This is a genomic window from Pseudomonas sp. P97.38 (assembly GCF_001269745.1).
GTDB lineage: Bacteria > Pseudomonadota > Gammaproteobacteria > Pseudomonadales > Pseudomonadaceae > Aquipseudomonas > Aquipseudomonas chlororaphis_E.
Genome location: NZ_LHVJ01000027.1, coordinates 82,702 through 105,613, shown reverse-complemented (window position 1 = coordinate 105,613; position 22,912 = coordinate 82,702). Strand labels below are relative to the sequence as shown.

The following is a 22,912-nucleotide window of genomic DNA, read 5'->3' as shown; positions in this document are numbered from 1 at the left end:
CGCCTCGTATTTATTTTTCCCGCGCTGGAATAATCTCGTTCGTCGGTCGTCTTTCCAGTCCCGGCGCAGTGACTGCCCCAGAAGCGACACTCCCATGAACGAACTCGATGAACAGTTGCGCGAACTCATCCCCAGGCTCCGGCGCTTTGCCGTGTCGCTGACGCGCAACCCGAGCAACGCCGACGACCTAGTGCAGGCATGCCTGGAACGGGCGTTGTCAAAATGGGGCGACAAGCGTCGGGAAGGCGACCTGCGGGCCTGGCTGTTTTCGATTCTTTACCGGCAGTTTCTCGATGCCCATCGCCGTTCCCGACGGTATGCACGCATGCTCGAATTTTTCACCGGCCGCGACGAGGCCCACCCTTCGGCCGAACGCAGCGTGATCGCGCAGGCGTCCCTGCAGGCCTTCGATCAACTGACGACCGAACAGCGTGCACTGTTGCTGTGGGTCTCGGTGGAAGGCCTGAGCTATCAGCAAGTCGCCGACATCCTCGGCGTGCCGACCGGCACGGTGATGTCCCGGCTGTCCCGCGCTCGCCAAGCCCTGCGCCAACTCAGCGATGGCGAAATCACCCGCCCTGCCCTGCGGATACTCAAATGATCAGCATGCCCCCCAACGACAACGACCTGAACGCCTTCGTCGATCGCCAACTGAGCGAAGCCGACCGACGCCTGGTGGAAACCTACCTTGCCCATCATCCCGACGTCGCCGCCCGGGTCCGGGCCTGGCAACAGGACGCGCAACACCTGCGCACGGCCCTCGGCGGCACGCTGCAACAACCGGCCAATCCAGCCCTCGACCCGGCGATGATTCGCCGGCGCCTCAATCACCGGTTCCGGCGTCACCTGGCCAGCGCGGCGGTATTGCTGTTGGCCGTCAGCGTCGGCGGATTCAGCGGCTGGCAGGCGCGAGAAATGACCCTGCTCAGAAGTGCCGCGCCCATGGCCGACGCCTTGCAGGCGTACCGCTTGTTTGCCCAGCAAGGCGTTTTACCGGCCGACTACCAGACGGGCGATGAGCACAGCATGCAAGCCTGGCTCGACCGCTACTTCACCCAGGCCAACCGCCTGCCGGACCTGTCGAACGCCGGCTTCAAGCCAGTCAGCGGCCGCCTGCTCAGCACCGAACAAGGCGCCGCGGCCATGGTGGTCTACCAGGACCCGACCGGGGAAAAGATCAGCTTCTATGTGCGGCCACCGGGTCCGAAGAATTTCCTGCTACCACGCGGCAGCCGTCGCGACGGCGAACTGCAGGCCGAGTACTGGTCCGGGCCAGGGTACAACTACGCGATGGTCATTCCCAGCGATACGCCGACAACGCAGCGCCTCAAACAGACCCTGAACTTCTGATCACGACGGGGAAGTCCTGAACCACTGATGCCATCGCCCTCCTCTGTGGAAGCGGGCCTGCTCGCGAAGGCAGTGTGTCAGGCAACCTCATTGTGTTGCGGCCATCGCCTTCGCGAGCAAGCTCGCTCCCACAAGGGCCCCGGGCGGCCTCAACCCTGTCCAAACACCTGCGAAGGCCGGCGCAGCAGCGGGTCGAACGGGTTGATCCGCGGCCCGATCGACGCCGCCTCGCGCTTGAGCATTTCCACCACCGTCGGCAGGCGATCAGGGCCCAGGCGGTCGCTGATCGTCGCCACACTCAAGGCCGCCACGGCCCGGCCATCGCGGTCCAGGATCGGCACCGCCACGCCGGCCATGCCCTGCAGCACGCCGGTGTTGCGCCCCGCGTAACCCTGGGCGCGCACGTTCTCCACTTCCGAACGCAGGAAGACTTCGTCGTACAGGTGGAAATCCTTGAGCCGCGGCAGGTTGTAATGAATCACCGTGTCGCGCTCTTCCTCCGGCAGGAACGCCAGGATCGCCAGGCTGCCCTGACCCACGCCGAGCGCCACCCGGCCGCCGATGTCGCCGGTAAACGTGCGGATCGGGAACGGCCCTTCACTGCGGTCCAGGCAGATGGCATCGAACCCGCAGCGGGCCAGCAGGAACAATGAATCGCCCAGGGACGCCGACAGCCGCAGCATGGCCGGCCGCACCAGTTCGCGCAGATTGCCGGTGTTGCCTGCGCGGGCGGCCAGGGCGAAGAAGTCCAGGCTCAGCCGGTAGCGCTTGGTGCGCGCGTCCTGCTCGACCATGCCCTCGTCCATCAGGCTGCGCAACAAGCGATGGGTCGTCGGCTGGGACAACCCGATGCGCTGGGCCAGTTGGGTCACCCGCTCTCCACCCTCGACGGTGTCGCCCAGGCTGCGCAACACGGCAAACAGCCGGGACACAGCGCCTACGCCTACTTCGCTCTTTTCATTATTCCGATCAGTGGAATTATTCATCCAATATCCGCACAAGAAATTTACTCAACGAATGAAACTGAAAATAGTCATCGTCTCAGTGAAATAGATCATTGAGCCCATCCTATTCTTCGTCCTACTCTGCGTCCATACAGGGGCGATTCGAACAACAGCGGCAGCCGACCCACGTCGAGCGCCAACGCACCCGCAGCACCTTTTCGTATCTGCCCATACAAAAAAGCGCGCCTTACGGCGACGCATAACAATTCCAGGTGGAGCGCAGCGATGGCTTTCGTGCAACTTGAAGGACTTGGCAAACGTTACGGCGACATCGACGCCGTGGTCGCCACCGACCTCTCGGTGGACAAAGGTGAATTCGTCTCCCTGCTCGGCCCCTCCGGCTGCGGCAAGACCACCACGTTGCAAATGATCGCCGGCTTCGTCGAAGTCAGCAGCGGGCGCATCCTGCTGGACGGCCGCGATATCACCCATGCCAAGCCCGCCAGTCGTGGCCTGGGGGTGGTGTTCCAGAGTTATGCGCTGTTCCCCCACATGACCGTCAGGGATAACGTCGCCTTCGGCCTGCGCATGCGCAAGGTGCCCCAGGCGGACCTGCAACAACGAGTCGCGCGAGTACTGAAACTGGTGCGCCTGGACCCACACGCCGACCGTTATCCCCGGGAATTGTCAGGCGGCCAGCGCCAACGCGTCGCCCTGGCCCGGGCGCTGGTGATCGAACCCCCGGTGCTGCTGCTCGACGAACCGCTGTCCAACCTCGACGCCAACCTGCGCGAGGAAATGCAATACGAGATCCGCCGCATCCAGCGCGAAGTCGGAATCACCACGTTGATGGTGACCCACGACCAATCCGAAGCCTTGTCCATCAGTGACCGCGTCGTGGTGATGCAGGCCGGGCGCATCACCCAGGTCGACGTGCCCTACACCCTCTACGAACACCCGCGCACCGAATTCATTTCAGGCTTCGTCGGCAAAGCCAACCTGCTGCCCGGCGAGCGCGACAGCAACGGCGTCGTCCAGGCCTCGCTCCACGGCCAGGGCGACCTGACGCTGAGCCTGCGCCCGGAAAAAATCGACCTCTGCCCCGCCGGCTCCGGCCGACTGCAAGGCACCCTGGCCAGTCGCTTTTTTCTTGGCAGCCAATGGCTGTACGGCGTCTCGACCAGCCTCGGCGAACTGTGCGTGGTGCGGCGCAACGACGGCGGCGCACCACTGGCCGAAGGCACGCCGGTGGGCCTGGACTGGGACCCGGCGTTGCTGCGGGTACTGAGCCACGACGAGGTGCCGGCGTGAAGTGGATCGCGGCCATGCGCCGCGCACGCAACGGCTACCTGATGTCTGCGCCCGCCCTGGCCTTGTACCTGGGCTTGCTGGTCGTCCCGCTGGGCCTGACGCTGGTGCTGTCGTTCAATATCTTCGACTACGGCTCGGGTATCGACAGCAACGCCTACACCGTCGACCACTATGCCAGCCTGCTCGGTGACCCGTACTTCTACGAGATCTTTTTGCGCACCTTGTGGATCAGTGCACTGACCACTCTCCTGTGCGTGCTCATCGGCGTGCCCGAAGCCTACGTGCTCAGTCGCATGGGCGCGCCGTGGCGCTCGATCTTCCTGATCCTGATCCTCACACCGTTGCTGATATCGGTGGTGGTCCGCGCCTTCGGCTGGAGCCTGCTGCTCGGTGCCGACGGCCTCGTCAATCAGACCCTGCAGGCCTTCGGTGGCTCACCGATGAAGCTGCTCTACACGCCGTTTGCCGTGGTCATCGCCCTGGTCCACGTGATGCTGCCGTTCATGATCATCCCGGTCTGGACCTCGCTGCAGAAACTCGATCCCGCCGCCGAACAGGCCGCGCTGTCGCTGGGGGCAAGCCAGTTCACGGTGATCCGCCAGGTGGTGCTGCCACAGATCATGCCCGGCGTGCTGTCGGGCACGCTGATCGTGTTCGGCCTCGCCGCCAGCTCGTTCGCCATCCCCGGACTGCTTGGCGGGCGGCGCCTGAAAATGGTCGCCACGCTGATCTACGACCAGTACCTGTCGGAACTCAATTGGCCCATGGGGGCCGCCATCGCCGTCGCGCTGCTGCTGCTCAACCTGCTGATCATGCTCTCGTGGAACCGCATGATCGAAGGCCGCTACAAGAAGTCATTGGGGTAACTCGTCATGTCCAGGAACGGTCCTTTCGCCCTGTTGTTCCATGCCTTGGTGGTGGTGTTCATGCTCGCGCCGCTGGTGGTGGTGTGCCTCGTGGCCTTCACCCCGGAAAACACCCTGAGCCTGCCGACCACGACGTTTTCGTTGCGCTGGTTCCGCGCCGTGTTCGAACGCGCAGACTTTGTCGATGCGTTCTACAACAGCCTGATCCTGGCGTTCTGCGCCGCCTCGCTGGCCACGGTGATCGCGGTGCCGGCGGCCCTGGCGATCACCCGGCTCGAATTCCCCGGCCGGGACTTCTTCAACGGCCTGTTCCTGTCGCCGATCATCATTCCGCACCTGGTGCTCGGGGTGGCGCTGCTGCGTCTGTTTGCCCTGATGGGCGTGAATGGCAATTTCACCTGGCTGATCTTTGCCCATGTGCTGGTGATCACGCCGTATGTGCTGCGCCTGGTGCTCGCCTCGGCCATCGGCCTGGACCGCAGTGCCGAGCAGGCCGCGCAATCGCTGGGGGCCGGGCGCTTTACGCTGTTTCGGCAAATCACCCTGCCCATGATCCTGCCAGGGGTGGCCGGGGGCTGGTTGCTGGCGTTCATCAACAGTTTCGATGAGGTCACGTTGTCGATCTTCGTCACCTCGCCGGCCACGCAGACCTTGCCGGTGCGCATGTACGTCTACGCCACTGAATCCATCGACCCGATGATGGCGGCGGTGTCGGCCCTGGTCATCGCGCTCACGGCACTGACGATGATTCTGCTCGATCGGGTCTATGGCCTGGATCGGGTCCTGGTAGGTAAACAATGAGGGCGCCATGGCTCTTTTGAAACGACTGGCCGAAGGCGACCGCCCGGCCCTGCACTTTACCCTCGACGGCGCACCGGCCACCGGCCTGTTGGGCGACACCCTGCTCACTGCCGTGTTGACCTGCAGCGACCATCTGCGCGGCAGCGACTTCAGCGCCGAACCCCGGGCCGGCTTCTGCCTGATGGGCGCCTGCCAGGACTGCTGGGTCCGCCTGGGCGACGGCCGCCGCGTCCGGGCCTGCTCGACCCTGCTCGAAGCAGGCCATCAGATCAGCCGTGAACCGGGGCGGCGTGTATGAGCGCCGCCTTCGTCGAATGGGCCGCCGTCTTCGCGGGCAAGCCCGCTCCCACAGGGGATGGGTGGCGAACACAACATCGAGAATCACCACAGGCTCATTGTGGGAGCGGGCTTGCCCGCGACTGCGTCTTGCCTGTCAATGCCTTCGCTGAATGTCCCGCCGTCTTCGCGGGCAAGCCCGCTCCCACAGGGGATGGGTGGCGAACACGACATCGAAAATCACCACAGGCCCATTGTGGGAGCGGGCTTGCCCGCGAAGGCGGCGTCACCCGCGCCGCAAATCCCCACCCCCAGCCGACGAGGTGGCCATGAAACCCATCGCCATCATCGGCGCGGGCCCGGCCGGTATTCGTGCCGCGCAAACCCTGGTCGCCCACGGTGTCTACCCCGTTCTGCTGGACGAGGCAGCCCGCGGCGGCGGACAGATCTATCGGCGCCAACCGGCCAATTTCAAGCGCTCGCCAGCCAAGCTCTATGGCTTCGAGGCGCAAAAGGCCAATGCCCTGCACCAGACCCTCGACGACCTGCGCGACCAGCTCGATTACCGTCCCGACACACTGGTATGGAACGCCGAGGGCGGTCTGCTGGACACCTTGCACGAAGGGCGCGCCGAGCGCCTCGAATACGCCAGCGTGATCGTCGCCACCGGCGCCACCGACCGCATCCTGCCCGTGCCGGGTTGGACCTTGCCGGGGGTGTACAGCCTCGGCGCGGCGCAGATCGCCCTGAAGTTCCAGGGCTGCGCCATCGGCGAGCGGGTGGTGTTCGCCGGCAGCGGACCGCTGTTGTACCTGGTGGCGTATCAGTACGCCCGCGCGGGCGCCCAGGTGGTCGCCGTGCTCGACAGTTCACCGTTCAGCGCCCAGGTTCGCGCCCTGCCCGGCTTGCTGGCCCAGCCCGCCACCCTGGCCAAGGGGCTGTATTACCGCGCCTGGCTGACAGCTCACGGCATCAAGGTGCTGCAAGGCGCCCGCCTCTCGCACATCGACGGCGCACACAGGGTGCAATCGCTGCGCTGGCGCAACGCCAAGGGCGAGCACAGCCTCGAATGCGACGCGGTGGCCTTCGCCCATGGCTTGCGCAGCGAAACCCAGCTGGCCGACCTGCTCGGCTGCGGGTTTTCCTGGAACCCCCTCAACCGCGCCTGGCTGCCGCAACGCGACGGTGCCGGGCGCAGCAGCGTTCCCGGGGTCTACCTGGCTGGCGACGGCGCCGCCATCATGGGCGCCGATGCGGCGGAAATGGCCGGAGAGCGCGCCGCCTTGGCCCTGCTCGAAGACCTCGGCTACCGGATCGATTCGCAGCGCTGCCACCAACTGGAGCAGGCCCTGGAGCGCATCGGCCAATTCCGGCAAGGCCTGGAGCGTGCATTTGCCTTCCCCGAAGGCTGGGCGGCCGACGCCGCCGACCAGCTGATGATCTGCCGCTGCGAAGAAGTCAGCGTCGGTGACATCCGCCGGGTGGTGGGCGAAGGCCATTGGGAGATCAACCGGGTCAAGGCCCATTGCCGGGTCGGCATGGGCCGCTGCCAGGGCCGTATGTGCGGCGCCGCGGTGGCGGAAATCATTGCCTGCGAGAGTGGCCGCCCGGTCTCCGACATCGGCCGCCTGCGGGCCCAGGCGCCCATCAAGCCCGTGCCGTTCGGCCTGGAGGTGGCGCCATGAACGACGTCGACGTGGTGATCATTGGCGGCGGCATCGTGGGCGCCTCGGCCGCATTGTTCCTGAGCCGGGCCGGACGCCGGGTGGCGCTGCTGGAGCGGGATTTCTGCGGGTCGCACTCAAGCGGCGTGAACTACGGCGGCGTCAGGCGCCAGGGTCGTCCCTTGTCGCAACTGCCGTTGTCGCAACGGGCCCATGAAATCTGGAGCCAACTCCCCCAGTTGATCGGCATCGACGGCGAGTACCACCGCAGCGGCCACCTGAAACTGGCCCGCAGCCTCGACGATCTTCGCGCCCTGCACGACTATGCCGCCAGCAGCCAGGGCTTCGGCCTTGACCTGCAACTGCTCGATCGCGACCAGTTGCGCGCCCGTTTCCCGTGGGTCGGCGCCGTGGCGGTCGGGGCATCGTTTTGCCCGGATGACGGCCACGCCAATCCGCGCCTGGTGTCGCCGGCCTTTGCCCAGGCCGCCCGCCGGCACGGCGCACAAGTGCACGAACAATGCGCCGTCGACAGCGTGGACCATGACGGCCATCGCTTCGCCGTACACACTCGCACAGGCCTGGTGTTCCACGCGCCCTGGTTACTGAACTGCGCTGGAGCCTGGGCGAGCCACTTCGCCGCGCAATTCGGCGAAGCGGTGCCGATGCACGCCGGGCATCCGGCAATGCTGGTCACTGAACCGCTGCCCGTGGTCATGGACGCCAGCACGGGCGTCGAAGGCGGCGGGATCTACGCGCGCCAGGTCGCACGGGGCAATTGCGTCCTGGGCGGCGGCCAGGGTTTTGCCCTGGACGAGGCGCGCGCCCGGCCAGGACAGAATGCCGTGATCGAAATCCTGCGCCAGGCCGTGGAACTCTATCCATTTTTGGAAGGCGCCCAGGCGATTCGTACCTGGAGCGGCACCGAAGGTTACCTGCCCGATCGCCAGCCGGTGATCGGCCCCAGCAGCACCCAACCCGGCCTGTTGCATGCGTTCGGCTTTGCCGGCGCCGGCTTCCAGATCGGCCCCGCGGTGGGCCAGGCGCTCACCGAGATCATCTGCAGCGGCGCGTCGAGCACGCCGCTGGATGCGTTTTCCATCACCCGGTTTCACTCCATCTCCGTTGCTTGATAGAGGAAGGTCGCGCCATGAATAACGTCAAACGCACTGCACTGCTGGGTTGTGCCTGCTTGAGCGCATCGCTCACCGCCGGCCAGGCATACGCCGAGCCAACGCTTTACCTGGGCATGAACGGCGGCACCATGGAACGGCTTTACGCCGACAAGGTCCTGCCGGCCTTCGAGAAAGCCAACAACGTCAAGGTGGTGATCGTGCCCGGCACGTCCGCCGACATCCTGGCCAAGGTCCAGGCCAGCAAAGGCAACCCGCAGATGCACGTGATGTTCCTCGATGACGGCATCATGTACCGCGCCATCTCCATGGGGCTGTGCGACAAACTCGAAGACAGCCCGACCCTGGCGCAGATCCCGGCCAAGGGCCGTATCAAGGACCAGGCCGTGGCCGTCAGCCTCGGGGTGACGGGGCTGGCCTACAACACGCGGTTGTTCAAGGAAAAAGGCTGGAATGCACCGACTTCCTGGATGGACCTGGCCGACCCGCGCTTCAAGGACAAAGTGGTGTTCCAATCGATGGCCTCGTCGACCTTCGGCCTGCACGGTTTCCTGATGTTCAACCGGATCCAGGGCGGCAGTGAAAATGACGTCGAACCGGGCTTCAAAGCCTGGCCGAACACCGTCGGGCGCAACGTGCTGGAATACATTCCCAGCTCGGCGAAGATCTCTGAAATGCTGCAGACCGACGAAGCGGCGCTGTTCCCGCTTACGCCGACCCAGGTGACCGCGCTGAAACTCAAGGGCATGCCGGTGGAATACGCGCAGCCGAAGGAAGGCGCGGTGGTCCTCAACGTCGCCGAATGCACCATCGCCCAGAACACCCAACCCGAACTGGCGCAGAAACTCGCCGCCTTCCTGCTGACGCCTGAAGCCCAGGCCATTGCCCTGGAAGAAGGCGACCAGATCCCGTCCAACCCCAACACCCCGACCACCGACAAGACCCGTGGCCAGGTACAAGCGATGAAGCAATACCTGGAAACCGCGATTGCCGTGGACTGGGACCAGGTCAACGAACAGCGCCCCGCCTGGAATGCGCGCTGGAACCGCAGCATCGAGCGCTAACCGGTATGGCGGATGTGGCGAGGGGATTTATCTCCCTCGCCACAGGGTTTTGTAACAGAATAGCCGGCATCAGACGCTTCTGGATCGACAGCGACCGCCCTCCATGGATACCCTCACACGACTTCGCGCCGGCCAGCTCTCGGGCGTCACCCGCCTGGACCTGGCCTGCGGCCTGACACAGTTTCCCGCGGAAATCTTCGACCTGGCCGACTCCCTCGAGATCCTCAATCTCAGCGGCAACCAGCTCGACACACTGCCCGACGACCTGCATCGGCTGACTCGCCTGCGGGTGTTGTTCTGCTCGGACAACCGCTTCACCGAACTGCCCGAATGCCTGGGTCGGTGCGACGCATTGACCATGGTCGGTTTCAAGGCCAACCGCATCGAGCACGTGACGGGCGCCGCCCTGCCGCCGAAATTGCGCTGGCTGATCCTGACGGACAACTGCATCAGCCGCTTACCTGATGAGCTGGGCCAACGCCCGGACCTGCAAAAACTGATGCTGGCCGGCAATCGCCTGCGCCAGCTACCGGCCAGCCTGGGCCAGTGCCAACGCCTCGAGCTGCTGCGCATCGCCGCCAATCAATTGGACGAACTGCCGCTCGACCTGCTGCAACTGCCGCGCCTCAGTTGGCTGGCCTACGCCGGTAACCCGCTGGAAACCCAGGCCGACCTCGCCGCGCTGAACACCACGACGCCCATCGACTGGTCGCAACTGACGCTGCAACACACCGTGGGCGAGGGTGCATCGGGCGTGATCCATCAAGCGCTGTGGCAGGCGCCGGGCCAGGCGCCTCGGACCGTCGCGGTGAAGCTGTACAAAGGCCAGATGACCAGCGACGGCTCGCCCCTGCATGAAATGCATGCCTGCATCACCGCGGGCCGGCATCCGCAGCTGATTGAGGTGTTGGGCCAGGTCGTCGGGCATCCCGAGCAACAGGCCGGGCTGGTGATGGCGCTGATCGAGCCCCGCTACCGAAACCTCGCCGGGCTGCCGAGCCTGGCCTCGTGCACCCGCGATGTGTACGCCGACGAATTGCGCCTCGACGCGCCCGCCGCCTTGCGCATCGCCCACGGCATCGCTGCGGTGGCAGCCCACCTGCACCGCCAGGGCATCACCCATGGCGATCTGTACGCTCACAACATTCTTTTCAATGACCAGGGCGACTGCCTGTTAGGGGATTTTGGCGCAGCGTCGTTCCACGCCACCACCGACACCGTGCAGACGCGTGCCCTGCAACGCATCGAGGTGCGGGCTTTCGGGATCTTGCTGGGGGAATTGCTGGCGCGCATCGAGCCGACGCCCGAGGGGGCGATGCAGGCAACGTTGCAAGGCTTGCAGTCACGTTGCTGCCAGCCGCAGGTGCTGGCGCGACCGGGTTTCGAGGAAATTGAAGCACTTTTGAGCGGGTTGAGACGCTGATCGTGGCGAGGAAGCGTGCTCCCTCGCCATCCAAAGGGCTGCTTACCCCGCCAGCCCGACAAACATGTCCTGCACGTCATCGTGGTTGTCGAGGCCTTCGAGGAAGGCTTCGACTTCAGCCATCTGCTCGTCGGTCAGGCCGCTGACCGGGTTTTTCGGCTGATAGCCCAGTTTGGCCGACAACACCGTGAAGCCCTGCTCCGGCAAAGCCTTCTGCACGGCGTCGAGGTCGGCGGGGTCGGTGATGAACAGGGTCGCGCCCTCTTCGCCCGGCTCGAAATCCTGGGCACCGGCCTCGATGGCGGCCAGTTCCGGATCGGCATCCGGGCTGTCCGACGCGGCTTCGATCATGCCCACATGGTTGAAGTCCCACGCCACCGAACCCGACGCCCCCAGTTGGCCCTTGCGGAACGCCACACGGATCTCGGCAACGGTGCGGTTGATGTTGTCGGTCACGCACTCGACGATCAACGGCACCTGGTGCGGCGCGAAACCTTCGTAGGTGACACGGTGGTACTGCACGGTTTCACCGAGCTGGCCAGAACCTTTCTTGATCGCACGTTCCAGGGTCTCGCGGGGCATCGAGGCCTTTTTCGCCTGCTCGACCACCAGGCGCAGGTGCGCGTTGGTCGCTGTGTCGGCGCCGTTGCGCGCGGCAATGGTGATTTCCTTCACCAGCTTGCCGAAGATCTTGCCCTTGGCGTTCGCAGCCGCTTCTTTGTGTTTAACCTTCCACTGTGCGCCCATCACTCACTCTCTTGTCTGACGCGCCGAGACATCTGCTGGCCGGCGCTGTGGCGCCAGTTTATACGGCCTAAACCGGCTGATCGACCAAAAAATTCGGCCCGCTGGATCGACATTTGCGCAGCATCTTGTAGGGCCTTTCTGAAATAGCGCCGCACAGGCCCCGTTCCCGTCCACGGTTTCGTACCCTCTGCGCTCCTCCCCGCCAGTAAGAGCCGCGATGCGCAACGACATGGAAAGTCCTTTCAGCCTGACCTTCACGCAAAGCGATTTGCAGCTGCAAGTGCTACGGTTCAACGGCCGCGAAGCCCTCAACCACCCCTACCGCTTCAACCTCGAACTGATCAGCCTCGCGCCGCCGATGAACCCCGACACGCTGCTGGGGCAACCGGCCTTCCTGCGCCTAGACGCCGAATCGGGCATCCACGGGGTCGTCCACAGCGTCCACCTGAGCGCGCGCGGCCCATCGCATCAGCTATCGGGTGACGCTGGTGCCTTACCTCCAGCGCCTGGAACAAGGCCCGCGGCGTCGGGTGTTCAACCGGCTCAGCGCCGTGCAGATGTTGCAGCGCCTGCTGGACGACCACGCCCTGCCCGCCGACAGCTACCGCTTCGAGCTGCCCCATGGGCAGTACCCGCGCCGTCCGTTCTGCATCCAATACGAGGAAAGCGACCTGGCTTTGCTGCAACGGCTGTGCGAGGAAGAAGGCATCCACTACCACTTTGAGCACAGCCCCCAGGGCCATGTCCTGGTGTTTGCCGAAGACCCGCAGAGCTTTCCCCCGGCGCCACTGGCATTGCCCCTGCGGCCGGACGCCAGCGCGGAGCCGGCGATCCAGCGGTTGTACCTGCGCCACCAGCCCATGACGCCCACCCCGCCCGGCGGGTTCAGAGACCGGGCCATGGGCGAGACCGAGGCCTTCGCCGCCAACCACGCCTTTGACAGCCCGGCTCACCAGGCCCTGCGGAGCGACCCGACCCTGGCTCACCGTCACCAGGCCGGTCGTCGCCACCTTGAACGGCTACGCTGCCGGCAACGGGAGATTCACGGCCAAAGCACCCAACCGACGCTGCGTGGCGGCCACCTCGTCCAGATCGACGAACACCCGGTGTCAGCCTTCAACGATCAATGGCTGATCGTTGACGTGCAACATCGCGGTCGACAGTTTTCCATCCTCGAACCGAACCTGCCCGCCACCCCGTCGACCCGGCAGTACCGCAACCGATTCACCGCCATCCCTTGGTCCACCGTGTTCAGGCCTGCCCTCAGGCATCCCAAGCCCCGCATTCCCGGCTATCACCTGGCCCACGTGCTAGGCCACGCCGGCCAACCGGCCAGGCCCGATGGACACGGCCTGGTCAGTGTCAGCCTGTGGGCGCCGGACCAGGAAGCCATCGCACTGCCGGTGTCGCGATTATCGCTGGGCACTCCTCCTGTACTGACGGCGGGCAGCCAGGTGCTGGTGAGTTTTCTCGACGGCGATCCCGACCGGCCGGTGCTCTGTCCCGGAGTTCTCGACACCGGCCGCGGCTCGACCGCCGCACCCCAATTACCACAGGACACACCGGATGCCGGGCTACTTTTGGACTGGCTTCTGAACCCGCCCGACCTTGCTCCCTGACAAAACGTGATCCAGCACAAGCAAACCCAGCAAAACGGGCTTACAGTAAACACAACGCCGCAAAAGACGGCGCTCTACCCTGATTGTTGGAGATACCTGCAATGCCCTGGAAAAACTCAGAAAGCCGCTACAGTACCGTCACGGTCACCTTGCATTGGTTGATGGTGGTCCTGCTGGCCGTGGTTTATGCCTGCATCGAGTTCCGTGGAATCTTCCCCAAGGGCAGCGGCGGTCGAACCCTGATCAAGGAAGCCCACTTCATGCTCGGCCTGACGGTGTTCCTGCTGGTCTGGCTGCGCCTGTTCGCCCGCAGCATGGGCAAGGCGCCGGCGATCTTCCCGGCATCGCCTGTCTGGCAGACCTTCCTCGCTCGCCTGATGCACTGGGCCCTGTACCTGTTCATGATCGCCATGCCGCTGCTGGGCTGGCTGATCACCAGCGCCGAAGGGCATCAGGTCATGTTCTACGGTTTCGACCTGCCGCTGATCACCCATCAGGACAAGGATTTCGCCAAACAGCTGGAGGGCTGGCACGTGCTGGGTGGTACCATCGGCTATTGGTTGATTGGCCTGCATGCACTGGCGGGGCTGTATCACCACTATGTGGTACGCGACAACACACTGCTGCGGATGATGCCCAAGCGCGGCTGAAGACGGTCTATTCGAGCCCCCGGCGGCCTTGCAAGCCGCCGGTGTGCACAAAGACCAGGCGCGTACCTCGGGCGAACCGCCCGGCTTCGACCTGAGCCTTGAGCAGCATCAGCGCCTTGCCGGTGTACAGCGGTTCCAACTCGATGGCGCCCGTGGTCGAGATGAAGTCGCTGAGCTGGGCATCGACCCGGGCAAAACCACCGCGGCTGCCGTCGAGCAGTTCATAACGTGCCCGGGTCAGCCCGGCCGCCGTCACGATGCGCTCGACCTGCGGCGCCACCCCGTGGTCCTCGGGCACGGCCAGCACCCCATACACCGGGCGCTCCCCCGCTTCGGCCAGCACCAGCCCCGCCAGCGACGTCCCCGTGCCGCACGCCAGCCACCAGCCGTGATAATCCGCCCAACCCAATCGCGCCAGTTGTTCGCGGACACTGGCCACCCACGTCATGCAACCTTGGGCACCGGCCAATCCTGAGCCGCCTTCGGGCACGGGATACAACTGTGGATAACGCGCCTGCCAGGGCCCCCAGAAATCCGCCGCGTGGCGCTCGCGGTAGCCGCCATACCCCAACCAATGCAATTGCATGCCGAACGCGTTCAGGTCCCGCACCGTGGGCGTGTCCATAGGGTGACCGCGCAGCAGTCCGAGCGTCGGAAAGCCGAAGCGCTTGCCGGCAGCCGCCAACGCATGCAGATGATTGGAATAGGCCCCGCCCAGGCTCATCACCCCCTCGGCTCCCGCCTCCTGCGCCGCGCGCAAATGATGCACCAGCTTGAACCATTTGTTGCCGCTGATCAGCGGGTCGATCTGGTCCAGGCGCAACACCGCCACTTCAACACCGGCAAGGGCGAGCCAGTCGAGGGGCAAGGGGTCGAGTCGAGGTTGGGGATGCCAGTCGAGGGCGGGAAGCAGCATGGCGGCAGGCCGAAGAGAAAGACGCCGGCATCTTAACAGCTTGGCCGCAACGGGCCGGACAATACACAAACCTGAGGAAACGAACCGGCTCGCGAAAACGCTTGGTCAGTCACGATTGCAGTGACTGACTGGACGCCTTCGCAAGCCGGCTCGCTTCCACACATGGAGTCAGGTGAGCCCGCCCCCCATGGACAGACCTTACAACTGCGCCGCCAACCGCGAACCCTGGTTGATCGCGCGCTTGGCATCCAGCTCCGCGGCCACATCGGCACCGCCGATGAGGTGAACGGTCTGCCCCGCCGCTTCCAGGCCTTGCTGCAATTCACGCAGCGGATCCTGGCCGGCGCAGATCACGATGTTGTCCACCGGCAGCACTTGAGGCTCGCCGGCTTCACCGATGCGAATATGCAGGCCCTGGTCGTCGATCTTCAGGTATTCGACGCTGTTGAGCATCTGCACCTGCTTGTTCTTCAAGCCCGTGCGGTGAATCCAGCCGGTGGTCTTGCCCAGGCCGTCGCCGACCTTGGAAGTCTTGCGCTGCAACAGGAACACCTGGCGCGCCGGGGCATGGGGTTCGGCCTGGATCCCGGCCACACCACCGCGGGCCTGAAGCCGTGTGTCGATCCCCCACTCCTTCCAGAATGCCTCGCGGTCCTGGCTCGTGGCGACGCCCTGATGCACCAGGAACTCCGACACGTCGAAGCCGATACCGCCAGCGCCGATCACTGCGACGCTGCGGCCCACTGGCTTGCGCTCCAGGATCACGTCCAGGTAGCTCAACACCTTGGCATGCTCCACACCGGGAATCGCCGGCACGCGCGGCGCAATGCCAGTGGCCAGGATGATCTCGTCATAACCGCCGTCCACCAGGGTCGCCACATCCACCCGAGTGTTGAGGCACAACTCGACATTCGTGGTCTGCAACTTGCGATTGAAGTAACGCAGGGTCTCGTAGAACTCTTCCTTGCCCGGTACACGCTTGGCGACGTTGAACTGGCCGCCGATTTCGCTGGCCGAATCGAACAGGGTCACCTGGTGGCCCCGCTCGGCCGCCACGGTAGCGGCGGACAACCCGGCCGGCCCGGCCCCCACCACGGCGATCTTCTTCACCTGGGTCACCGGCAGGTAGTTGAGCTCGGTCTCATGGCACGCCCGCGGGTTCACCAGGCAACTGGTGAGCTTGCCGCCAAAGGTGTGGTCGAGGCAGGCCTGGTTGCAGCCGATGCAGGTATTGATCTCATCCCCACGCCCCGCCGCTGCCTTGTTGACGAACTCCGGGTCTGCCAGGAACGGCCGCGCCATGGAGACCATGTCGGCATCGCCTTCGGCCAGGATCTGCTCGGCCACTTCCGGCGTGTTGATCCGGTTGGTGGTGATCAGCGGAATGCCGACCGAACCGCGCAACTTGGCCGTGACCTTGCTGAACGCGGCGCGCGGCACCTTGGTGGCGATGGTGGGAATCCGCGCCTCGTGCCAACCGATACCGGTGTTGATGATCGTCGCGCCAGCCTGCTCGATGGCCTTGGCCAGTTGGACGATCTCGTCCCAGGAACTGCCGCCCTCCACCAGGTCGAGCATCGACAGGCGAAAGATGATGATGAAATTCGGGCCCACCGCTTCGCGTACCCGGCGAACGATCTCCACCGGCAGGCGCATGCGGTTTTCATAGCTGCCACCCCAGCGGTCGGTCCGGTGGTTGGTGTGGGCGGCCAGGAACTGGTTAATGAAATACCCTTCCGAGCCCATGATCTCGACGCCGTCGTACTCGGCCTGCTGGGCCAGCACCGAACAGGTGACGAAATCGCGGATCTGCTTCTCGATGCCCTCCTCGTCCAGCTCCTTGGGCTTGAACGGGTTGATCGGCGCCTGGATCGCGCTGGGCGCCACTTGCTTGGGGCTGTAGGCATAGCGTCCGGCGTGGAGAATCTGCATGCAGATCTTGCCGCCGGCCTCGTGCACGGCGCGGGTCACGATCCGGTGCTTGAGGGCTTCTTCTTCGGTGGTCAGCTTGGCCGCCCCGGAGTAGACACCGCCTTCGTCATTCGGCCCGATCCCGCCGGTGACCATCAGGCCCACGCCGCCTCGGGCACGCTCGGCGAAATACGCCGCCATGCGTTCGAAACCACCCGGTTTTTCTTCAAGACCGGTGTGCATCGAGCCCATCAGGGTACGGTTGCGCAAGGTGGTAAAACCCAGGTCCAACGGAGCCAGCAGGTGCGGGTAATGGGCGGCGGTCATCGGTAACTCCACAACGGGCGATCACGGAAAAGGCGGAAGCTCTGCGGCTTCCCTCAGTCATGCCCCACAGCCTAAGAGGCGGACTGCGAGCGCTCAATGACCGTAACTGACAACTTCATGATCCAAATGTGCAGCGTATGGACCACTGGCGCCTGAGGCTCTGCTGCACTGCCCCTGGCGAGGACGCTTGGCCCCGGAGGGATGCGAAGCTGGCCCTGACTTGCCAGTGGCCGCCCCCTCTGCATACGCCTGCATGTACTTTGGAACATGTGCATCCTTTGGCGAATGACCGGTTTTACCGTACCCTGCGCCGTAATAACCGCACACGGCCGCTGACTGTTTACCCCATGCGCAAATTTCTGTACCTGCTGTTTTCCCTGGCCTTGGTCGCCGTCCTGATCACCTATGCACTGTGGACGGCGGATCGGCCGGCGGGTCATTACCTGTCGGACCTGCGCATCAACCTGGCAGTCGACCAGGGCACGCCCGCCGACCGCGGCAACCTGTTGGGCATCCAACCCGAACTGTTCCCCACCGACTACCAGACCCCCGAGCGCCTGCACCGCAAACTGGCGGCCTACCTGCAGGCCGCGCGCGAGCGGGGTTTGCTCAACGAAAAAACCATCGTGGTGTTGCCCGAGCACATCGGCACCTGGCTGATGGTCAGCGGTGAAAAGGACGAGCTGTACCAGGCTACGACCTTCAAGGAAGCCATGAATTGGCTGGCGGCGAGTAATCCATTGGCGTTCATCCGAGCGCTGCTCAGCACCCACGGCGAGAACCGCCTGGACGATGCCTACCTGCGCATGAAAGCCCAGCGCATGGCCCACGACTACCAGGCGCTGTTTGGCGGGTTGGCCAAGGAGTTCGGCGTCACCCTGGTGGCCGGCTCGATCATTCTCCCCGAGCCCAGCGTCAGCGAAGATACGCTGAAGGTGGGCGCAGGCGCGCTGTACAACAGCAGCCTGGTGTTCGGCAGCGATGGCCTTCCGATGGGCCAGCCACAACGCCAGCGACATCCGGTGTTCGAGCAGCGGGACGTGTTGGAAGCTGACCGCCCGGAAGCCATTCATGTCGTCGACACCCCCGCCGGGCGCCTTGGCGTGCTGATCGGCAGCGACAGCTGGTACCCGGTCCATTACCGACAGCTCAACGAGCTGGGCGCACAACTGATCGCGGTACCCGCCTTCGTCATCGGGCGCGATACCTGGGACAAACCCTGGAGTGGCTATAAAGGTCTGTCCACGCCCAGTGAAGTGAGCCTCAAGCCCGGTGAAACCAGCGAAGGCCAGGCCTGGCATCGCCTGACATTGACCAGCCAGTTGCCCATCAGCCAGGCCCGAGGCGGCGTCAGCGTGTTCCTGCGGGGCCAGTTCTGGGACAGTGGCAGCAGCGGCCAAAGCTTCATCAGCCACGACGGCCAGCATTTCCCCGATGGCCAGGCCCGTGGCGCACGCCTGCTGAACCTTTGGCTGTGACCATGAAGCCGCAACCGATGCGCCTGGGGGATTTGTCGGTGGGCTTCGTCCATAGCCTGGCAGAGGCGATCGCCAGCCATGGGCATGATCCCCAACCGTTGCTCGAACAGTACGGCCTCGATGCCACACGCCTGGCCGAACCCGGCGCACGCCTGTCGATCCCTCGTTATATGCGCCTGGGTCACGCCGCCATCCAGCAGACCGGCAACCCCGCCCTGGGCCTGCGCATGGGCCAGCTCAGCCGATTGAGCCAGGCCGGGCTGGCAGGTGTTACCGCCGCCCAGGCACCCACCGTGCGCGAAGCCGCCCGCTGCCTGATCCGCTTCGAGCCGCTGTACGGTTCCAACTACCGCGGCCAATCCAGCTTCCACGAGGATGCCCGGGGCGCCTGGCTGCGGTTCTATTCCATCAGCCCGTACAACGCCTACAACCGCTTCGTGGTGGATTCGATCATCGCCGGCTGGCTCACCCAACTGTCCAGCGTGAGTGGCATCACGCTGCGGCCGGAACGCATCGACATCGAATTCGAAGAGCCGGCGTACCTGGAGGCCTACCGCGTGCTAGGCGACGGCCCGATCCAGTTTGGCGCCGAGCAGAATCAACTGCGCCTGGGCCTCGACAGCCTGGCCCAGCGAAACCCGCAGCATTGCCCCAGTACCTGGCAACACCTGGTTCAGTTGTGTGAACGGGAATTGGAACAGCTGACCCGCACCCGCAGCCTGCGCGAGCGCATCATCCAACTGTTGGGACCCTTGCTTAACGGTGGCCGGGAGCCCGACCTGGAAGAAGTGGCGGCGCGCCTGAAGCTGCCCACCTGGACCCTGCGCCGCAAGCTGGCCGAAGAAGGTACGCAGTTTCGCGCGATCCTCAACGACACACGCCGCGACCTGGCCATGACTTATATTCGCGATACCGAACTGGCGTTCGGTGAGATCGCCTACCTGTTGGGGTTTGCCTCAGCCGAGGCATTCCAACGAGCCTTCAAGCGCTGGAACGCACAAACGCCGGGAGAGTTCCGGCGCAGTCACAGGGCACATTGAGTCCAAGCGCCCGTGTAGGGTTCATGCTGTGCCGAGGGCTTACAGCTCCGTTGCATCTTCGGCAGGTTCCAGCGGGTCCAGTTCGTACGCCTGGTATTCCAGCAGCTCTTCCTGATAATCGTCCATTGCGTGTCCTTCCCCTTTCATTGAAACCAATGCCTGATGGCCTTGGAGTCAGAATAAAGCTGCTTTATGAATAAAACATGAAGCCTAGGCTTCATGTTTTAAACGTAGCACAGCGCCGGGAAATTAGCGCAAGCAGGTGTGGCAGCACGTGCTCTCTGGCTGGCCACCGCCTCGATATCAAGGAAGCGGCTGGATGGCCTCGGTCGGCGGTGGCAGGTCGCTGGCCGGTGGCGGCGTGATGACCTCCATCGTCGACTCCGGTGCTACCGAGGGCGCATATTCGGCAGGCGCAATCGGCGCGGGTTCGCTTGGCGGGGCCACCGGTTCGGCGGCGGTCGGAGCGGTGTCCGCCGGCGCGGCGTTATCCGTCGGTGTGGTCGGTGCGGGCGCGGGCGCTGGTTGCGACTCGGCGGCCGGCGCAGGGGCCAGCGCAGCCGGTTCCGCCTTGGGTTCCGGCATCCCCAGTTCAGCTTTCGGCTTGTCGGCATTCTCGACGTTCTTCTTCGCCTCGGGCGGCAGGAACACCTCCACCAAGGCAAAGAAGCGCTCATAGAACTTGGCCGCCGAGACGGTTTCGCTGGCGACCTTGACCATCGCATCATCGGACGAACCGATCGGCATCGACACCGAACCCAACACGCCGACGCCCAGGCTCGCAGAGTTGTTGGTCTTCTTCAGGGCATAGCGGTCTTGCAAGGCGTTGGCGAACATGGTCGCCCGATGCCCCGGTCCACCGTCTTCGGCACAGACCAGGTTGAAACTGATCTCCAGGTGGGTTTCACCGGTCTGCTGGAAGCTCTTGTGGCCACTGACCAGTTTCGGATCGCTGCTGGTGATGATGTAGCCCTGGCTGAGCAACGCCCGACGCCCGGCCTCGCAGGTCGCCGTATCGCTGACGGGATAGGTGCGCGAGAACGTACCGGAATCATCGAAGCTCTCGTGCTCGTAAATCGCGGTTTTCTTGGACGAGCAACCGGCTGCGGCGACCAGCGCCAGTGCAAGCCCGAGTGTGCGCATTTGAAATGATGTGAACATTGAACATCCTGAGGAAAACGATCCGGGGCGTATTGTGCAACAGAACGCGACCTGACAGCGTGAGTAATCTTGTTTCAAGGGGGTTACAAGTCTACTGAGGGTTGTTTGCAGGAAAAAGACGCAATCCGATGGATCGACGAACGCCCCTCTGAAGGCAACAAGCAGATACAAAAAGACCCCGGCGTTTCGGCCGGGGTCTTTCGGTAGGCAACCGTCAAGGCATCAGAAACGCTTGATGTCCGCCTGGCTTTCCAACTGCTTGCGATAGGCCGCAAAGTCCTGCTGGCCGATACGCGACGCGAGGTAGCGACGGTACTCGGCTTTCTCTGCATCGGTCGGGGCCGCTGCTTCGTTGACGCCGTTCAGGCGTACAACCGCCAGGCTACCGTCGGGCAACGTCACGCTGGTGAACGTCGGCTTATCCTTCGATTCCGGCTTGGGCATGCGGAACAGCGCCTGCAATACCGCAGGGTCGATGCCCTCCTGGTTGCGGTTCGCCGCTTCGGTAACTTTCCAGGCCTGGCCGTCGACAGGCTTGTCCAGGGCAGCCCTGCCATCGCGCAGGTTGGCGATCAGCTCATCCGCCTTGGCCTTGGCAGCCGCGCTGGCGTGTTCCTTGGCCAGTTGGGCACGAATCGGGCCGGCCACGCTTTCGAGCGGCAACTGCTCGGGCTTGCGGTGCTCCTTGGCACGCAGGACCACGACCGTCTCAGGATCCAGCTCGATGGCGGTACTGTTCGCACCCTCCTCCAGCACTTCCGGGCTGAACGCGGCAGTGACGACGGCACGGTTGGCCGCAATCCCTTCCCCGCCTTCACGGCCGAACGGAGCCGAGGTGTGAACCGTGAGCTTCAGGTCCTGGGCTGGTTGGGCCAGATCGGACGCTTCGAACGAGGCATCTTCCAGTTGCTTGGTCGCCTCGACAAAACGCTGCTCGACCTGTTGGGTCTTCAGCTCGCGCGTCAGCTTGTCCTTGAGGCTGGCAAAGGTCGGCACTTCAGGCGCTTCGACCCCCAACAGCTTGATCAGGTGAAAACCGAAATCAGTGCGCACCGGTGCCGAAACCTGGTCCTTGTTCAAGGCATACAGCGCCTTCTCGAACTCAGGATCGTAGACACCCGGACCTGCATAACCGAGGTCACCGCCATTGTTCGCCGAACCCGGGTCCTGGGAGAACTCCTTCGCCAGGGCTTCAAACGACTCACCCTTGGCCAGGCGTGCCTGGACCTCTTCGATCTTCGCCTTGGCCTGGGCTTCGCTGACCTTGTCGTTCACTTCGATCAGGATGTGAGCGGCACGGCGCTGTTCGGACAGGTTGGCGATTTCCTTCTGGTAGGCCGCCTGCAGGTCTTCGTCCTTGACGCTGACCTGGTCGAAAAATGCGGCCTTTTTCAACTCGATGTAATCGATGACCACCTGGTCAGGCGTCATGAATTCCTTGGCGTGCTTGTCGTAGTAGGCCTTGACCTCGTCGTCGGTCAGCTTTACGGACGATGGATCAGCCTTGACGGTCAGGGTGGCGAAATCGCGGGTCTGCTTTTCCAGGCGGGCGAAGGCCAGTACCTGGGCGTCCGTGACGAAACCACTGCCTGCCAGGCCTGCGCGCAACTGGCCGATCAGCATTTCCTGGGCCAGCATCTGGCGGAACTGCATCCGGTTGTAACCCAGTTGACGGATCACCTGGTCGAAACGTTCGGCGCTGAACTTGCCATCGACCTGGAACTCAGGCGTTTGCAGGATCACTTGATCCAGCGCGGCTTCGGAGAAGGCGAATTTCGCATCATGTGCGCCTTGCAGCAGCAGCTTGCGATCGATCAGGCCCTTGAGCGCCGAATCCCGCAGCATCTTTTCGTCCAGCAGGGAGGCGTCGAAATCCTTGCCCAGCTGTTGCATGAGCTGGCGGCGCTGCATGTCGACAGCCTGACTCAGCTCGTTCTGGCTGATGTTCTCGCCGTTGACCTTGGCCGCTTCATTGCGGTTGGAAGAGGCTTGGAAAATGGCATCGAAACCGGTCAACGCCATCAACGCGACGATGACCCCGATGATGGTTTTGGCAATCCAGCCTTGTGAATTGTCCCTGATATTCTGCAGCATGCGTCCCCCAGAAACGGTTGAACTTCAAATTTAGGCAACCGTGGAGCGTGGGTAGAATCCGGATAGAAGAAAGGCGCATCCGAGGATGCGCCTTCTCGTAACTGGCGGAGCGGACCAGACTCGAACCTGCAAGCCCT

Annotated in this window: 19 protein-coding genes and 1 pseudogene; 14 read left to right on the top strand and 6 right to left on the bottom strand. The window is 64.1% G+C overall.

What is annotated here, in order from left to right; genetic code table 11:
- Positions 1–94 precede the first annotated feature (94 nt).
- Both AD664_RS22150 and AD664_RS22145 read left to right on the top strand, forming a co-directional pair.
- Positions 95–601 (top strand): sigma-70 family RNA polymerase sigma factor, encoded by a 507-nt coding sequence (locus tag AD664_RS22150; protein WP_047739181.1) that lies wholly within the window; start codon positions 95–97, stop codon positions 599–601.
- Positions 598–1,350, top strand: a complete 753-nt coding sequence (locus AD664_RS22145; protein ID WP_053149739.1) for an anti-sigma factor — start codon at positions 598–600, stop codon at positions 1,348–1,350. Before AD664_RS22150 ends, AD664_RS22145 begins: the two co-directional genes overlap by 4 nt.
- Before the next feature lie 149 nt (positions 1,351–1,499).
- Here the strand turns inward: AD664_RS22145 and AD664_RS22140 are convergent, their stop codons facing one another.
- Positions 1,500–2,336: an IclR family transcriptional regulator gene (locus AD664_RS22140; RefSeq protein WP_053149731.1), complete on the bottom strand. Its 837-nt coding sequence runs from the start codon at positions 2,334–2,336 to the stop codon at positions 1,500–1,502.
- Positions 2,337–2,579: 243 nt separating this feature from the next.
- Here AD664_RS22140 and AD664_RS22135 point away from each other — a divergent pair, with 243 nt between their 5' ends.
- The 8 genes from AD664_RS22135 (at position 2,580) to AD664_RS22100 (ending at position 10,832) form a co-directional block, all read left to right on the top strand.
- Positions 2,580–3,605, top strand: a complete 1,026-nt coding sequence (locus AD664_RS22135; protein ID WP_053149729.1) for an ABC transporter ATP-binding protein — start codon at positions 2,580–2,582, stop codon at positions 3,603–3,605.
- A 14-nt stretch (positions 3,606–3,619) separates the two neighbouring features.
- Positions 3,620–4,471 (top strand): ABC transporter permease, encoded by an 852-nt coding sequence (locus AD664_RS22130; RefSeq protein ID WP_053150074.1) that lies wholly within the window; start codon positions 3,620–3,622, stop codon positions 4,469–4,471.
- A 6-nt stretch (positions 4,472–4,477) separates the two neighbouring features.
- On the top strand, positions 4,478–5,272 hold the full coding sequence (locus AD664_RS22125; RefSeq protein ID WP_042729078.1) for an ABC transporter permease: 795 nt from the start codon (positions 4,478–4,480) through the stop codon (positions 5,270–5,272).
- A 7-nt stretch (positions 5,273–5,279) separates the two neighbouring features.
- A complete protein-coding gene (locus AD664_RS22120) occupies positions 5,280–5,570 on the top strand; it encodes a (2Fe-2S)-binding protein (protein ID WP_042729079.1) in 291 nt (96 codons plus the stop codon).
- Positions 5,571–5,877: 307 nt separating this feature from the next.
- On the top strand, positions 5,878–7,233 hold the full coding sequence (locus tag AD664_RS22115; protein WP_053149727.1) for an NAD(P)/FAD-dependent oxidoreductase: 1,356 nt from the start codon (positions 5,878–5,880) through the stop codon (positions 7,231–7,233).
- On the top strand, positions 7,230–8,345 hold the full coding sequence (locus tag AD664_RS22110) for an FAD-binding oxidoreductase (RefSeq protein ID WP_053149724.1): 1,116 nt from the start codon (positions 7,230–7,232) through the stop codon (positions 8,343–8,345). Before AD664_RS22115 ends, AD664_RS22110 begins: the two co-directional genes overlap by 4 nt.
- 17 nt (positions 8,346–8,362) lie before the next feature.
- Positions 8,363–9,409: an ABC transporter substrate-binding protein gene (locus tag AD664_RS22105; RefSeq protein WP_053149721.1), complete on the top strand. Its 1,047-nt coding sequence runs from the start codon at positions 8,363–8,365 to the stop codon at positions 9,407–9,409.
- A gap of 103 nt (positions 9,410–9,512) precedes the next feature.
- Positions 9,513–10,832, top strand: coding sequence for a leucine-rich repeat-containing protein kinase family protein (locus AD664_RS22100; RefSeq protein ID WP_053149719.1), 1,320 nt, complete (start codon positions 9,513–9,515; stop codon positions 10,830–10,832).
- Between the two features lie 42 nt (positions 10,833–10,874).
- On the opposite strand, the gene AD664_RS22095 is transcribed toward AD664_RS22100, so the two are convergent.
- Positions 10,875–11,579, bottom strand: a complete 705-nt coding sequence (locus AD664_RS22095; RefSeq protein ID WP_053149715.1) for a YebC/PmpR family DNA-binding transcriptional regulator — start codon at positions 11,577–11,579, stop codon at positions 10,875–10,877.
- Positions 11,580–11,796: 217 nt separating this feature from the next.
- Here AD664_RS22095 and AD664_RS22090 point away from each other — a divergent pair.
- Together AD664_RS22090 and AD664_RS22085 are read left to right on the top strand one after the other, a co-directional pair.
- A pseudogene (locus AD664_RS22090) lies at positions 11,797–13,198 on the top strand (type VI secretion system Vgr family protein).
- A gap of 101 nt (positions 13,199–13,299) precedes the next feature.
- Positions 13,300–13,848 carry a cytochrome b gene (locus AD664_RS22085; RefSeq protein ID WP_042731920.1) on the top strand — a complete coding sequence of 183 codons (549 nt, stop codon included), beginning with the start codon at positions 13,300–13,302 and terminating at the stop codon, positions 13,846–13,848.
- A gap of 7 nt (positions 13,849–13,855) precedes the next feature.
- Here the strand turns inward: AD664_RS22085 and AD664_RS22080 are convergent, their stop codons facing one another.
- Together AD664_RS22080 and AD664_RS22075 are read right to left on the bottom strand one after the other, a co-directional pair.
- Positions 13,856–14,764 carry a 1-aminocyclopropane-1-carboxylate deaminase/D-cysteine desulfhydrase gene (locus AD664_RS22080; protein ID WP_053149712.1) on the bottom strand — a complete coding sequence of 303 codons (909 nt, stop codon included), beginning with the start codon at positions 14,762–14,764 and terminating at the stop codon, positions 13,856–13,858.
- A 198-nt stretch (positions 14,765–14,962) separates the two neighbouring features.
- Positions 14,963–17,002: an FAD-dependent oxidoreductase gene (locus AD664_RS22075; protein ID WP_047739189.1), complete on the bottom strand. Its 2,040-nt coding sequence runs from the start codon at positions 17,000–17,002 to the stop codon at positions 14,963–14,965.
- A gap of 347 nt (positions 17,003–17,349) precedes the next feature.
- Between AD664_RS22075 and AD664_RS22070 the strand changes: the two genes are divergently transcribed.
- On the top strand, positions 17,350–18,480 hold the full coding sequence (locus AD664_RS22070) for a carbon-nitrogen hydrolase family protein (RefSeq protein ID WP_053149708.1): 1,131 nt from the start codon (positions 17,350–17,352) through the stop codon (positions 18,478–18,480).
- 2 nt (positions 18,481–18,482) lie between these two features.
- Positions 18,483–19,520, top strand: a complete 1,038-nt coding sequence (locus AD664_RS22065; protein ID WP_053149701.1) for an AraC family transcriptional regulator — start codon at positions 18,483–18,485, stop codon at positions 19,518–19,520.
- 303 nt (positions 19,521–19,823) lie between these two features.
- Here the strand turns inward: AD664_RS22065 and AD664_RS22060 are convergent, their stop codons facing one another.
- Together AD664_RS22060 and AD664_RS22055 are read right to left on the bottom strand one after the other, a co-directional pair.
- Positions 19,824–20,681 carry a DUF2242 domain-containing protein gene (locus AD664_RS22060; RefSeq protein WP_053149694.1) on the bottom strand — a complete coding sequence of 286 codons (858 nt, stop codon included), beginning with the start codon at positions 20,679–20,681 and terminating at the stop codon, positions 19,824–19,826.
- A gap of 222 nt (positions 20,682–20,903) precedes the next feature.
- Positions 20,904–22,775, bottom strand: a complete 1,872-nt coding sequence (locus AD664_RS22055) for a SurA N-terminal domain-containing protein (protein ID WP_053149692.1) — start codon at positions 22,773–22,775, stop codon at positions 20,904–20,906.
- Positions 22,776–22,912 lie beyond the last annotated feature (137 nt).